This is a genomic window from Nitrospira sp. Nam74 (assembly GCF_965152615.1).
In genome coordinates, this window is sequence record NZ_OZ224220.1 from 2,668,138 (window position 1) to 2,680,783 (window position 12,646).

At 55.8% G+C, this 12,646-nt stretch carries 11 protein-coding genes; 9 read left to right on the forward strand and 2 right to left on the reverse strand.

All coding sequences use genetic code 11. The features are described 5' to 3' along the window. The first annotated feature begins 10 nt into the window (after window positions 1–10). From ACWHYZ_RS12495 to ACWHYZ_RS12515, 5 genes are all read left to right on the forward strand, one after another. Window positions 11–403: a hypothetical protein gene (locus ACWHYZ_RS12495; RefSeq protein ID WP_447983021.1), complete on the forward strand. Its 393-nt coding sequence runs from the start codon at window positions 11–13 to the stop codon at window positions 401–403. Further along, window positions 400–993 (forward strand): chemotaxis protein CheB, encoded by a 594-nt coding sequence (locus ACWHYZ_RS12500; protein ID WP_447983022.1) that lies wholly within the window; start codon window positions 400–402, stop codon window positions 991–993. Before ACWHYZ_RS12495 ends, ACWHYZ_RS12500 begins: the two co-directional genes overlap by 4 nt. Before the next feature lie 39 nt (window positions 994–1,032). Then, on the forward strand, window positions 1,033–1,626 hold the full coding sequence (locus ACWHYZ_RS12505) for a PAS domain S-box protein (protein WP_447983023.1): 594 nt from the start codon (window positions 1,033–1,035) through the stop codon (window positions 1,624–1,626). Between the two features lie 320 nt (window positions 1,627–1,946). Further along, window positions 1,947–2,441, forward strand: a complete 495-nt coding sequence (locus tag ACWHYZ_RS12510; protein WP_447983024.1) for a PRC-barrel domain-containing protein — start codon at window positions 1,947–1,949, stop codon at window positions 2,439–2,441. 55 nt (window positions 2,442–2,496) lie between these two features. Next, entirely contained in the window at window positions 2,497–3,699 is a 1,203-nt protein-coding gene (locus ACWHYZ_RS12515) for a hypothetical protein (RefSeq protein WP_447983025.1), read from the forward strand. Between the two features lie 86 nt (window positions 3,700–3,785). On the opposite strand, the gene ACWHYZ_RS12520 is transcribed toward ACWHYZ_RS12515, so the two are convergent. Both ACWHYZ_RS12520 and ACWHYZ_RS12525 read right to left on the reverse strand, forming a co-directional pair. After that, complete coding sequence (locus ACWHYZ_RS12520) at window positions 3,786–4,430, reverse strand: MlaC/ttg2D family ABC transporter substrate-binding protein (RefSeq protein WP_447983026.1); 645 nt, start codon at window positions 4,428–4,430, stop codon at window positions 3,786–3,788. 169 nt (window positions 4,431–4,599) lie between these two features. Then, on the reverse strand, window positions 4,600–5,823 hold the full coding sequence (locus ACWHYZ_RS12525) for a glycosyl transferase (RefSeq protein WP_447983027.1): 1,224 nt from the start codon (window positions 5,821–5,823) through the stop codon (window positions 4,600–4,602). A 225-nt stretch (window positions 5,824–6,048) separates the two neighbouring features. Between ACWHYZ_RS12525 and ACWHYZ_RS12530 the strand changes: the two genes are divergently transcribed. The 4 genes from ACWHYZ_RS12530 to ACWHYZ_RS12545 all read left to right on the forward strand — a co-directional run bounded on the left by ACWHYZ_RS12530 (window position 6,049) and on the right by ACWHYZ_RS12545 (window position 12,640). Next, window positions 6,049–6,639, forward strand: a complete 591-nt coding sequence (locus tag ACWHYZ_RS12530) for a hypothetical protein (RefSeq protein ID WP_447983028.1) — start codon at window positions 6,049–6,051, stop codon at window positions 6,637–6,639. A 195-nt stretch (window positions 6,640–6,834) separates the two neighbouring features. Continuing rightward, entirely contained in the window at window positions 6,835–10,182 is a 3,348-nt protein-coding gene (locus ACWHYZ_RS12535) for a YhdP family protein (RefSeq protein WP_447983029.1), read from the forward strand. A gap of 192 nt (window positions 10,183–10,374) precedes the next feature. Further along, window positions 10,375–11,505: a M24 family metallopeptidase gene (locus ACWHYZ_RS12540; protein WP_447983030.1), complete on the forward strand. Its 1,131-nt coding sequence runs from the start codon at window positions 10,375–10,377 to the stop codon at window positions 11,503–11,505. 163 nt (window positions 11,506–11,668) lie between these two features. Beyond that, window positions 11,669–12,640 carry a succinate dehydrogenase/fumarate reductase iron-sulfur subunit gene (locus ACWHYZ_RS12545; protein ID WP_447983031.1) on the forward strand — a complete coding sequence of 324 codons (972 nt, stop codon included), beginning with the start codon at window positions 11,669–11,671 and terminating at the stop codon, window positions 12,638–12,640. The last annotated feature ends 6 nt before the right edge of the window (window positions 12,641–12,646 follow it).

Here is a 12,646-nt window from a genome sequence, read left to right on the forward strand (position 1 = left end):
GAGAGATTCTATGTTGCCCCTCCACGATGCTCAATGCACGTTGATCGGATGTCCCTCCTGCGCCGGTGTGCTGAGCAAGATTCAGGACGGGGATGGCGTGCATGTTCGATACCTTTGCCACGTCGGGCACGCCTTCTCGCTCCATGATCTGCTTCAGGCCAAGGAAGACCAACTGGAGCATGCGCTTTGGTCTGCGATCTCGCTGCTTCAGCATATCGAGATGATCGATGAAGCCCTGCTTCAGCATATCGACGAGAACGGGATCCCGATCACGAAACAAGGCCTGCTGGACAGGCAAGAGCAGGTGCGCGCGCACCTGGCGCTCGTGCGCAAGGTGATCGGCGAGACACGGCCGGCGAGCCTCGCAGCGAACACCGCTGATTCGGACAGTGAACCGGCATGATCAACGCCGACCGCATTCCCCGGGACATCATCGTCATCGGCGCGTCGGCGGGTGGAGTCGAGGCACTGATCGGGATCTTCGCCGGACTTCCGGCGGCGCTTCCAGCCGTTGTGGCGGCGGTGATTCATCGTAGCCCGATCTACAATCTCCACCTAGGGCCGGTGTTGGGACGGAGAGCGACGATGACGGTCCGCGAGCCGGAGGACGGAGAAGCGATTACCGCTGGCACCATTTACCTGGCGCCTCGCGATCATCATATGGTCTTCACGGATAAACATATCGAGCTGAACCGAGGGCCGAAGGAGCATTTCACTCGGCCGGCCATCGATCCCCTCTTTATCTCGGCTGCGCGTCACTATGGCGAGCGAGTGGTCGGGCTACTTCTATCCGGCGGCGGCGACGACGGCGTTGCGGGTCTGATTTCGATCAAGCATGGCCAAGGGGTTTCTATAGTGCAAGACCCTCATGAAGCGAAAATGCCGGCGATGCCGATGAACGCGCTGCGCTACGACCATGTCGATCTTGTGGTGCCGCTGTCGAAGATTCCAGCCATGCTGGTGAATCTCGTGCAGGGCCATCCGGTTTCATAATCCACTTGATCTGCTCGCTTCAGAGGTTATAATTCGGCCATGTCTAAGTCAGGCCGGGATCTAACGACCATCCATCAAGAAATTGACAACCTTCGGCACCGCGTGAGCCTCTTGCAGGAACAAGCCGATCGTGATGGGGGTGCGTCGTCCACGACCGTGTCAACCTTGATTGAAGAACTGCACATCGCCGTGGCGGAGTTACTCACGAACGAGGAAGAATTCCGCATGAAGCAGGAACAATGGGCGGATGTGCAAGAACGGTTACGTCGGGAATGCCAACACTATGAAGACCTTTTTGAGCATGCCCCCGACGCCTATCTCGTGACAACTGCCGCCGGTGTGATCCAAAAGGCCAACGTGCCCGCATCGGCCTTGCTTGAGCGCCAAAAAGGATCCCTCGTCGGAAAGCCCCTGCTCGTCTTTGTGGCTGACACGCACAAGCGAGCCTATCTCGATCAATTGAATCGATTGAAGACACGTACGGATATGGTCGTTCGAGACTGGGTACTTCAGATCCAACCGACGAGAGGAACATCCTTGTCAGCCAGCGTGAATGTATCAGTGCAACGCGACAGCCGGAAGGAAGTCGTCACGCTTCGGTGGTCGATGCGGGAAACCTTCATCCCTTCCTAAGTTTGACCCCGCCCTGTATCGTGTTCACGGTATCCCTGACAGCACACGGAATGTCATGGACGTCCTGTCTCAATTCGGACAGCTTGCTCGACCGCCCATCTAATTGAAAGTTGGTACAGGCCCGTCGGAGGCGTGTTCGCTTCCAGGACAAGACGCCCCTGCCGTTCGTGCTGGGCTTTTCTTTTCTCTTTCGCCTTCCTCACATCTGTTTGAAACCGTGCTTATCCTTCGTTTTCGGCAATGTCTCGTCCATTGGGCGCATACCTTGCGTCTCTCACGGGTTCACGTCGGTCCAATGGCAACAACAAAGGAGGAAGGCTATGAACACACGAGGACTCTTGATGGCGCTGCTTGTCGGCACAATGCCGATGGTCGGTGCTGCGCTGGCGGCAGTCGAGTCGGAAGGCGGAGGACGGGTGCCGCCCGATATGAGCGAGGGGGCAGGCGCGACACAGCACGAGTACACGATTCCACCCGTAAATCCCAAGTCCCTAAAGAATGCGGACAATCATCCGTGGACTAAGCAGACGGTGAAGAACCCGCAGGGTGAGACGCTGGGGACCATCGATCACGTCATGGTCGATACGGAAAGCGGGAAAGACATGTATGCCATGCTCAAGCTGTCTGACAAGATGCAGCCCATGCCCATCCCCTTCAACTATATCAAGGAAGGGGAGTCTGGGCTGGTGCTCAACGCGACCAAACAGCAATTACAACGAGGCGGACCAAACCTGGGAGGGAAGGGTAAGTCGCAGGATTTCGAACATTTCGGCGGCGAGCCGTTGAATCCCTCCACCCGTCAGGGCGGAAGCTGAACACAATTAGCTCCTAACTCGGCATCGAGTTTACGTTAGTGAAGGAGGACTGTTTATGACCAGAAACCAAGTGATCAGTATCGGGGCGATGTTGCTATTGACGGGGTCGCTCGGCAATGAGGGTGCGCTAGGCGCCGGTGAGAAGCAGTCATCGGGGAAAGGACAGAGCGAATCTTCGGCCTTTGGTCGAACCGGGAATCAGGGAGAAGGATTCAGTGAAGACCAGACTATCAAAGGAAAAGGACGGAACCCGGATTCTACTATTCGCGAGCAGTCCCAGATTACGTTGGGCGGCGCTCGGCCGGTCGTGGAAGGCCAAATACTGAATGTCCAAGGCGATGACTATGTGATTCAGGACATCAGCGGCAGTGAGGTCCGTGTACGCGTCAACAAGGACACCGACATGGATTGCGCCGGTGGGAGTGGCCAGGGGACCTCGATGTCGACCGGTCGGCATGCCGACGAGCAAGGCGAGATTCCGCCGACATCCCACATGAAGGAACGAATGGATCAACAGCAGTCGAGCCAATCCAAGAGCCAAGAGCAAAAGGGACAGGACATCGTGCGACAAGGCAAGAGCCAGGAATCCGGGATGAGTGGGGATCGCATGGGCGATCAATCCGGAACGCAACAACGGTCGGCGATGGGAAAAGACTCAGGCGGTGATATTGCGCGCGGATCAGGCTTCACGATCGGCTCAAAAGGGTGTGCCTTCAAGACTGGCGATAAGGTGCGGGCTGAAGTGTCCGACCTCGGGACAGTACTGTTCATTAGAGCTCTCACTGACAAGGACACCAGTTCCCAGCAGGCCATGAGCGGCCAGATGCTTCAGCGGGGCGGCGAAATGACCCCCGGCGAACAAGCATCGGCCCAGCAACGGGCCCAGATGATGAAGCCGGGCAGCGTGCCGGGGCCACTCGATGAACAAAATCCCGACGCCATTACCCGTGAGGGCAAACAGACGGCGAAGGCGGACCAGCAACCCAAAGCCACGTGCGAAGGCTGCAAGATTGTGCGGGGATTGGTCCTCAGCTCGGATAGCAAATCGTTGCGCATCAAAGACTCATCGCAAAACGAAGTCAAGTTGAAAGTGGATCAGTCTACGCGGATGAACAACCTGGGTCAGCCGCGTACCGGCACCTTTGTCGAAGGCGATCGGGTCGAAGCCTATGTGAAGCCCGATGGGGTCGCCTGGTCCATTACAGGGTTGAAGCAGCAGAAAGGGCAATCAGGAGTTGACGCGGCGCCGGGCGACTAAATCATAGGAAAGACTCAATCGATCAAATGGGGGGCCGGCTGAGAGGAGCCGGTCCCCGGGCATCGACGAATGAGCATTATCACGCTCTAGTCGGCCCGCGCATGCACCGGTAGGTCGGCTTTTTCCCTCATCCGTTCTAATAATCCTTCCGTCGAGGCAAAGGTCAACACCCTGGAGAACTGACCTCTATAACTATTCATCAAGCTGATGCCATCCACCACGACATCATAGACCAGCCAGTCGCCGGCTTTTTCGACCATCCTGAAATCCAACAGGAATTCGTTTTTTGAGGTCGAAATTTGGGCACGGACGACTGCGTACCCATTGGCAGCACGTTCAGCAAGGTAACGGATCGGCTCTCCGGCATAGCCTTCAATCTTGCTCAGGTAGGATTTCGCGAGGAGCGTACGAAAGAGCCCGACAAACTCCTGCTGTTCTTCTTCGGTCAATGTTGCCCACTCGTCTCCCAGGGACCGCCGAGACATTTCTTCGCAACTGAACCGTTCCCCGATGATGGCCACGAGCTGATTTCGTCGGTCACCGGCATGTTCAGGCTTTTTGAGTTCTGTATCGCTGAGAAGTATCCGCACCTTCTGCCCGGTGGCTTGTAAGGCATCCAGGGGGGCGCCGGCGCCGGCAAGGCTGGGCTGAATGACCCACACCGCCGCCAAGAGGAGGGATACGATCATGGCAGGCGTTGTCTGTCGTGCTGACCACCGTCTGAATCGCATGGCATCCTCTTTTCTTTGAGAAGGAGAGTGAACGCGCCGCGGTAACGGCTTCCGGTTCCATTCTTAGAATATTTATCGTAGGCCGACTATCGGCAAAGAGGCACCGCGAGGCGTCCGTGAGAGGCTTACGCGAGGGAGAGAATGCGACTGTAGATGGAACCAGATATTATTACCCTTGGGGGTTCCACTCGTGGTCGGCTTCCACAGCAGCCACCAGACGTTCAAAGATATCTGGGACAGCGGCAGTCACGCGACTCCAGTTCGAGATCATTGGAATTCCCAAGGGATCTTTCAGGAAGACGTCAGTAGCAAGGCCGATGCCTTTGAGGAAGACCTCCACCGCCATTCGTTCTTGGTGTCGATCGAATCTCAGACTATTGATGGCGGCATCGTCTTCATACTTCTTGATCGCTTCTTGCGCGATTTGAAGATAGGTGGCTCGCAGGGTTTTCAAGAGGCCCTCCGAGAGGACGACCCCTTCACTCGCTAGATTGCGAAACATGGATTTTGCAATGTCCACGCACATTTTGTGCAAACCGCTGTTGGGATCGTCCGCGGACAAGGCTTGGTGCTTGTGATCGTAAGTATCGGTTAAATCGGTTTGGCACACGCGTCGTAGCGCGCAATTGCGATAGACCTCCGCAAGGACGCCGACTTCCAAGCCCCAATCTCCAGGGATGCGGTTCGTCCATGCTAAATCGTTGACCATGGCAAATTCACCGGCCAACGGATACCGAAAACTGTCCAAAAAATTCAGCATGGGATGATGACCGACCAACCGCTCAAGGCTCCGGATCAGCGGGGTGATGAACAAGCGTGTCACCCGCCCGCCAAAATGGTCGGTGACCCGCGCATAGTAGCCCTTGCAAAACTCATAACCAAGGTTTGGATTGACGACGGGATAGCAGAGACGTGCCAGATAGGCGCGGTGGTACGTTAAAATGTCGCAGTCGTGCAGGGCGATGATTTTACTTTGCTGCCGGGCGAGCACATAGCCGAACGCGATCCAGCACGACTGACCTTTGCCTTGCAGACCGATATCAATTTCTTGATTGATCAGGAGCTTGAGAATTTCCTGAATACGGGGGCTTTCGATCCAGATAAGACGGACCTGTTGCGGCAATACCTTGAAATAATCCTTGGCGCGCCGGAATTCAAGGGCCGAAGCGGTGCTGAGTGCGATGACAATCTCTTTGAGATAAGACACCTCTTTCAAATGGTTGACGATTCCCCCCAAGGCCGGCCCTTGCAGTTCGGAATACAGGCAAGGGAGTACCAGGGCGATCGGATTGCGGTCGCGGTATTCCAGCAATTCGTCTTCGAGCAGTTGTAAATTATCCTGCCCCAATCGATGAAGCGTCGCAATCGAACCCGTTTGGTAGAAGTCAGCCATTATTATGGGAATCGGTTAGATTTGCTGAATGGGATAGGAGCGACCCTTGCTCAATTCACCAGAGCGACATATCTCTCAATGGATTTCCCCAGCGTGCCTGAGGAAGCGATAGGAATCAAGTCGGTGTAATTCCGTAGGTAACATGCTGGCACGGAAACGGTTAACTCTCTTTTACAATGAGGTGGGGACCTACGATTAAACTCCTTTGGTTGCGTAATGGGGGCTATGGCTCTTCGGCGATTCGTGTGCTGTCTGCTCATACTCCTCGTCTCCGGGTGTGCATTTAGCCGCCCCCCATCGCAAACGGTTCGCACCGCGACGGAGCAATTGTTATTAAGCCAAGCGATTGAGCGCAGCCTCCACGATCTGTCGCTACCCCTCGCCGAGGGGTCGACGGTCATGATTGAGACCGCCGGGTTCGCCGTCCCTCCGACAGCGTTCATCCCGTCAGATTTGAACTATGCTCGTGACACCGTCGCAGGCCGCCTTGGTCAGTTAGGGCTCCGCATACATCCTAAGAATGAAGAGCCTGAGTACATTGTTCGCGTGTTGGTGCAATCCCTCGGTACCGTGCAGGGTGAGACATTTATCGGAATACCGTCCGTTGCAGTTCTCGGCTTTGCGCTACCCGAACTCACCTTGTATAAGGCACAATTTCAAAGCGGGTACATGCGATATTCAATAGATGTGTATGAATCGGCCACGGGCCGCTTCATTCGGTCCACTCCTTGGTATACCGGATCCTCCTATTACGATCAGTACACGGTTCTCTTCCTGTTCAGATACAACACCACGGATCTGATTCTGCCTCCATAAGCCGCGAATCCATGTTGTAACAGGCGTGCGCCGGCACAAAGCCTATGACTTATGGAGCCATGCGCGTGCCCTTAGCACAGCCGACAGCCGAAACAACCCTCGATTTCCATACTTCGATTGGGTACACTTACTCGTATGCACGCAATGCCGCGTGGCAGTCGATAAGGAGGAGTGGCCGTTCGTTTCAGGACATTGATGCTCGGTATTGTAGCGATCCTGCTTCTGGCAGTCGGTATCCTGGCTTTTCCTCTCCTGTACGATCCCAACGCATTCAAGCAACTGCTCCTCGACCAGGTTGAACAGCAAATCGGCCGCAAAATTGAAGTCCGGGAAGCGCGTCTCGAGGTGTTTCCGAGGATTCATCTCGAATTAGCGGATGTCGTCATCCGCGACGCAGATCCATCATCTGTCTTCTTCCAGGCCAAACGACTCGATTTGGTACTACGGGCCTATTCTTTACTTCGCCAACAGGTCGTGGGCAAGCGCTTGATCATCGAGCATCCGAGGGTAGAGCTTCGCCGCGATCCCGAGGGCCGGTGGAATTTTCTTCATACACAGGTAGCCGGCAGCCCTGCGCCCGTGGGGAATGGCATGATGGGCGATCCCCTCGCCCTGCTCATGCTGGTCAAAGAGTCGACCGTGACTGATGGCGAGATGAAGATCATCGACGACTTTCGACCGGATGGAGTGCGATCGCTCGACATCCATGGGGTAGACGCCAAAATTGTCGTGGGCCAGAAAGGGCAGCAAGCAGAGGTGCAGATCTCGGGCGCCCTTGTTTCGCCTGGCGGAGAGTCCGCCTTTTCCCTCGAGGGCCGGATCGAAGAGCGCGACTCCGTACCGAAATTGTCTCCGGAAGAAGGCGGAGCATCCACGCCCGCGATTACCTTCGAGGGGACGGCCGAGGCGACGAAGATCGATATTCGTCAGCTCGCGGAATTCTTTGGGCCTCGACCCGTTCCGGATCGTATCCAAGGCACCATGGATATCAGCGGCGAATTGAATCTGGTACCCGGGATTCTGGGCTATGACATGGTGGTCTCGAAGATGGAAGCGGAGATCGGACATCTGGCCATTCGGGGTCATGCCAGTTTGTCCGGGTTGATGGCAGCACAGCCGACGTTTTCCGTGAACTTCTCTTCGTCGCCGATCAGCGTCGATGAGCTGCTGACCCGATTTCCAGTCCAGTGGTTATCGCCTCAGTTACAGATGATGTTGATCGAGCGGGATATCGGAGGTACGGTCGAAGTGGTGACCGCCACCGTGATTGGATCGACGACAGCCGAGCCACGCATGTCGTTGATCGGCGAATTTAAGATTACAGAAGGTCGAATGCTCGTCGGGGAAGACCGCACCCCTGTACAGCATTTGACCGGCACCGTCTTCATCGAGCCCGATCGATTGCGAGCAACAGAGTTGAACGGGATGTATGGCCTCATGCGGATCACTGCAGGCAAGGCCTTAGTGTCGGCACTCGAGTCGATTCCTTGGCTGGACCTTGAGGTGAAGGGCGAGGTGGCGGCGGCCGACCTGATTGCCGTCTTGGCCAAACGCATCACGGTGGCGAAAGTCGCCGGCCGCTTTGCCGAGCTGACCGACATCAAAGGACAGTCCCAAGTGGGGCTGCACATTGCCGGGCCGGTGAAAGAGTCCGACGCGCTTCAGATTGTGCGAGCCGAAGTCACGGCACAAGATGTCTGGTTCCGCACCCCCTTGGTGAACGAACGGGTGGTCGATCTCAATGGCCGTTTCCTTTATTCGAAAACCGGTGTCGAATTTGACAAGCTTGGCGGACGGTTGGGGCGCACCTCATTCGAAGTGGGTGGCGGTATTTCTTTTGGCGATCCCAGCCTCTATCAGGACTTTACAGTCCGCGCGCGCGGCGATCTCGTGCAACTCCTTCGTCTGCTCGCGCTGGAGATGCCCTCCTCGGTGACATGGCAGGGGGTGACGAGCGGCTTGGCCACGTTTGCGGGGCCGGTGAGTGCGCCCAAGATCAAAAGTTTGGTCGATATTAAAGACACCGAGTTCACCATTGTCGATTGGGTGCACAAACCCATCGGGACGTCGGCAGCCGTCGAGTTTGAGGGCATGGTCGGCCAGGACTCCATGCTTTCGATCGAACGATTGGAACTGGTGCTTCCGCCATTTCGCCTAGCCACAAAAGGAAAAGTGAGGCTGACCGGCGGTGTGATGCTCGATGCCACGTTCGTTTCCGGCCCCATATCCATTGCCGGCTTGCCGCAGGGAATGACCGTTGGACCTTTAAAGGACGGGATTATTGAGATTTCGCTCGATATCAAGGGCAAAGGGAACGATTGGCATACGTGGCAGATCAATGGATGGATCGCCCTCACCGATGGGCTGGTGATGCCGACCGGGGTCGAACACATCATCAGTGATTTGTACGTGCGCGCGAAAATCATTCGTACGAGCGCGGAAATCAAGCGGCTGGCGTTCAAAGTGCAGGACAGCGATGTGCGTCTCTCCGGCATGGTGAAAAACTGGAATCGCAATCCGTTCTTCAACGTCGATATCGAATCGGCGCAATTGGATATTGATCTGCTGATTCCGAAGGGGAAGCGTTCCCCCATCCGCGATTTTCTTGAATCGCTCGCGGATACCAGTCGAGTCGTGGCGACGGTCAGCATCGATCATGGTATCTACAAGACCATTGCCTTTCACAGTCTCTCGTCTCGGCTGAATATTAGAGGGAACGTCCTGGACGTCGATCGTATTAGTGGTGATACGGAGGACGGACACGTGGCCGGACGCGTCGTGGTGTTTTTACCGCCGATGAAACCGGCGGAGCTCGATATCAGCTTTCGGTTATCCGGCCTTCCCGTTGAAAAACTCTTACAACTCACGCGCGATGAGTCCCGCGTGATGACGGGGTCCTTTTCCGCAAACGGAAGCCTGCGCGGCAGTGAGGCCGACTCGTTAGGTTTTGTCCATAGTCTTGACGGGAAAACGGATTTTACCATACAAGACGGCCGCATCCAGAAGGGGCGCGTGGTTCCGAAAATTATTACGATTTTAAATCTTCCGACGCTGCTGCAAGGTAAAGTCGATTTGGGAAAAGAAGGATTGCCGTTCGACAAGATCGTCGGATCATTTACCCTGTCGAATGGAATCTTGACCGAGGATAATCTGGTCATCGACAGTCCGGTGATGAAAATGAGTGCCGCAGGGAATTACGATATCGCCGCAGACTATCTCGATGCCGTGGTCGTGGTCAGCCCGTTCGGCTCCTACTCCCAACTCTTAAAAAGTATTCCGTTATTCGGAAAGCTGTTCAAGGGTGAGCGTGAGGGGACGGCCATCTTTGAAGTCAAAGGTACGGTGCAGAACCCCGAGGTGACGTATCTGCCGCTGCGATCGTTCGCGAAGGGCATTACCGGGTTGGCTCAGTTAGCCTTTGATATGCTCCGTAATACAATCATGTTGCCGAAAGAAATTATTTCGCCGAGCGATGACCCGTACTCAGAGGGGCTGCGCGGCGGGAAGGCCCCGCTCGATCGGCCGGAGCCTCGCTTACCGTGATGTGCTACGATACAACAGGAGTTGAACACGGCCTCCGGCTGTGTTCTCGTCTTACCAACATCCTGACGTACTCAGAAGATACGCCTGCGGGGCCGGCTTCACCTGCGGCCGCGCTGGACGGTCATTTTGAATTCCTGAACCGTACGCTAGGATAGAAGCAGCTCAGCAAAATGTGATTAAGGAGAGAATTGAATGACTGATGACCGCGCCCTGTTGATGATCGCTGCGAGCGAAACGGACTCGAACCTCTATTACGTCACGCGTTTTATCGCACCGGACCCCTTTGTGTTTATGCAACTCAAAGGAGAACGGGTGATGCTTATGAGCGATTTGGAACTCGATCGAGCGCGAAGCCAGGCCACTGTCGATCGCGTGATTTCGTACAGTGAAGTCGAACGGGCGGTGCGCGCACAAGGGGTGTCCGATCCGGGGACAATTGATATTGTGCACGCCGTGCTCCAGCCGGCGGGGATCAAACGGCTGTTAGTGCCCGCCAATTTCTCCTACGCCTATGCCTTGCGGCTCCAACAGCTCGGCTACCAGTTAGAACTCCAGTCGGGGCCGTTATTCCCATCACGTGCGATTAAGACTGCGGAGGAAGTGCAATACATCGAAGCGGCACAACGGGCCACTGAACGGGCGGTTGCCGCAGCACATGCAGCGTTGCGACAGGCCGATATTAGGAACGGCTTGATGTGGTTGAACGGGGAGCCTGTGACGTCCGAATGGATCAAGAAGCTGATCAATGTTCAACTGATGGAATCCGAATGCGTGGCCCAACATACGATTGTGGCGGGAGGCGATCAGGCCTGCGATCCCCACAATGAGGGCAGTGGGCCGTTGCCGGCCAACCGAAGTATTATTTTCGATGTTTTTCCTCGTTCGGCTCAGACGCGTTATTTTGCCGATATGTCACGGACCATCGTCAAAGGTACGCCATCCCCTGAGTTGAAAAAGCTCTATCAGATCGTGAAAGACGCGCAAGAAGAAGCGATCACGAAAATTCATGATGGCGCCGATGGCGCGAAGATCCATCAGGGCATTTGCGATCGATTCGACGCCGCCGGCTATCGGACCGGTGTAGTGAATGGACGCATGGAGGGTTATTTCCATGGCACGGGCCATGGGGTCGGCCTGGATATTCACGAAGCGCCCCGCATTAGCCGAACCGGTTCCCTCTTGCAGGAAGGCCACATCGTGACAGTGGAACCCGGGCTGTATTATCCAGGCCTCGGTGCAGTCCGCATCGAAGACATGGTGCTGGTGACAAAAGACGGATGCAGGAATTTGACGAACTTTCCCAAAGTGTTTGAGCTGGACTAGGTAGGATGCTGAAAATGCCCGCCAACTGCGTTCTCGGCTCGAAACAATCCTCAACGTACCCCAGAGGGTACGCCTCCGGTTGTTTTTCGCCTGCGGCCTTGTTGGACGGCCATTTTGAGCATCCTGGAAGATACGGCGTTTCATTCTCTTTTGACATATAAGAATGCGACTGACCTTTTCCATCCAACGCTTCAACCCCGAAGTCGACACGCATCCCCACGAAGAAGACTATCGGCTTGAAGTCGGGCGCGGTATGACCGTGCTCGACGGACTCATTCGGATTCAGCATGAGCAGGACGGCAGCTTATGCTTTCGATACTCGTGCCGCTCGGCTATTTGCGGATCGTGTGCCATGACCATTAACGGGCATGAAAAGCTGGCGTGTCGGACGTCCATCCGAAAAGAACTCGAGCGGCATGGCCGGATTCGGATTGGCCCCCTTCGCAATGTGCCCACCATTAAAGATCTCGTCGCCGATATGTCTTCGTTCTGGAGCAAGGTGCGGGATATTATGCCCTGGCTGGCGACATCATCCGACCGAGCGCTGCAGAGAAGTCCCTCAACGCAGCTCACCCTCATTCCCGGCACCTACGACTTTCACAATGTGGATGCCTGCATTATGTGCGGCGCCTGCGTGGCGGCATGTACGTCGCATGAAGTGTCGAACGGCTTTCTCGGGCCGGCAGCGTTGGCCAAGGTCGATCGATTTCTGGAGGACCCTCGCGAGCCCGAGACGGCGAAGCGGCTCCGATTGAAAGAACTGGATCAGCCCAATGGGATGTGGGATTGCGTGCGGTGTAACATGTGCGTGCAGGTCTGTCCGAAGGACGTCAAGCCGATGGAGGCCATCATACGACTTCGCCGGGCCGCTCTCGACAGAGGCATGACGTCCAGCGGCGGGGCCCGCCATATTCAAGGCTTCGTGGAACTCGTGGCGCAGGAGGGACGTCTGAACGAAGCAGTGATGCCGCTCAAAGTCATCGGGTTGGATGTAAAGCGGCTACTCCATGTGCTTCCGCTTGGTGTGAAGATGTGGCTGAAGGGAAAAGTACCCAATCCGCTTGCCAGGCCCATCCCCGGCATCTCGCAAATCCGCTCTCTCTTTGCATCACGCCAACGCCAAAAGAGTCTCTAAGACCGC

Excerpts from the sequence above, each read along its gene's own strand:
- ACWHYZ_RS12495 (WP_447983021.1), top strand. The coding sequence starts at position 11 with ATGTTGCCCCTCCACGATGCTCAATGCACGTTGATCGGATGTCCCTCC.
- ACWHYZ_RS12500 (WP_447983022.1), top strand. The coding sequence starts at position 400 with ATGATCAACGCCGACCGCATTCCCCGGGACATCATCGTCATCGGCGCG.
- ACWHYZ_RS12505 (WP_447983023.1), top strand. The coding sequence starts at position 1,033 with ATGTCTAAGTCAGGCCGGGATCTAACGACCATCCATCAAGAAATTGAC.
- ACWHYZ_RS12510 (WP_447983024.1), top strand. The coding sequence starts at position 1,947 with ATGAACACACGAGGACTCTTGATGGCGCTGCTTGTCGGCACAATGCCG.
- ACWHYZ_RS12515 (WP_447983025.1), top strand. The coding sequence starts at position 2,497 with ATGACCAGAAACCAAGTGATCAGTATCGGGGCGATGTTGCTATTGACG.
- ACWHYZ_RS12520 (WP_447983026.1), bottom strand. The coding sequence starts at position 4,430 with ATGCGATTCAGACGGTGGTCAGCACGACAGACAACGCCTGCCATGATC.
- ACWHYZ_RS12525 (WP_447983027.1), bottom strand. The coding sequence starts at position 5,823 with ATGGCTGACTTCTACCAAACGGGTTCGATTGCGACGCTTCATCGATTG.
- ACWHYZ_RS12530 (WP_447983028.1), top strand. The coding sequence starts at position 6,049 with ATGGCTCTTCGGCGATTCGTGTGCTGTCTGCTCATACTCCTCGTCTCC.
- ACWHYZ_RS12535 (WP_447983029.1), top strand. The coding sequence starts at position 6,835 with ATGCTCGGTATTGTAGCGATCCTGCTTCTGGCAGTCGGTATCCTGGCT.
- ACWHYZ_RS12540 (WP_447983030.1), top strand. The coding sequence starts at position 10,375 with ATGACTGATGACCGCGCCCTGTTGATGATCGCTGCGAGCGAAACGGAC.
- ACWHYZ_RS12545 (WP_447983031.1), top strand. The coding sequence starts at position 11,669 with ATGCGACTGACCTTTTCCATCCAACGCTTCAACCCCGAAGTCGACACG.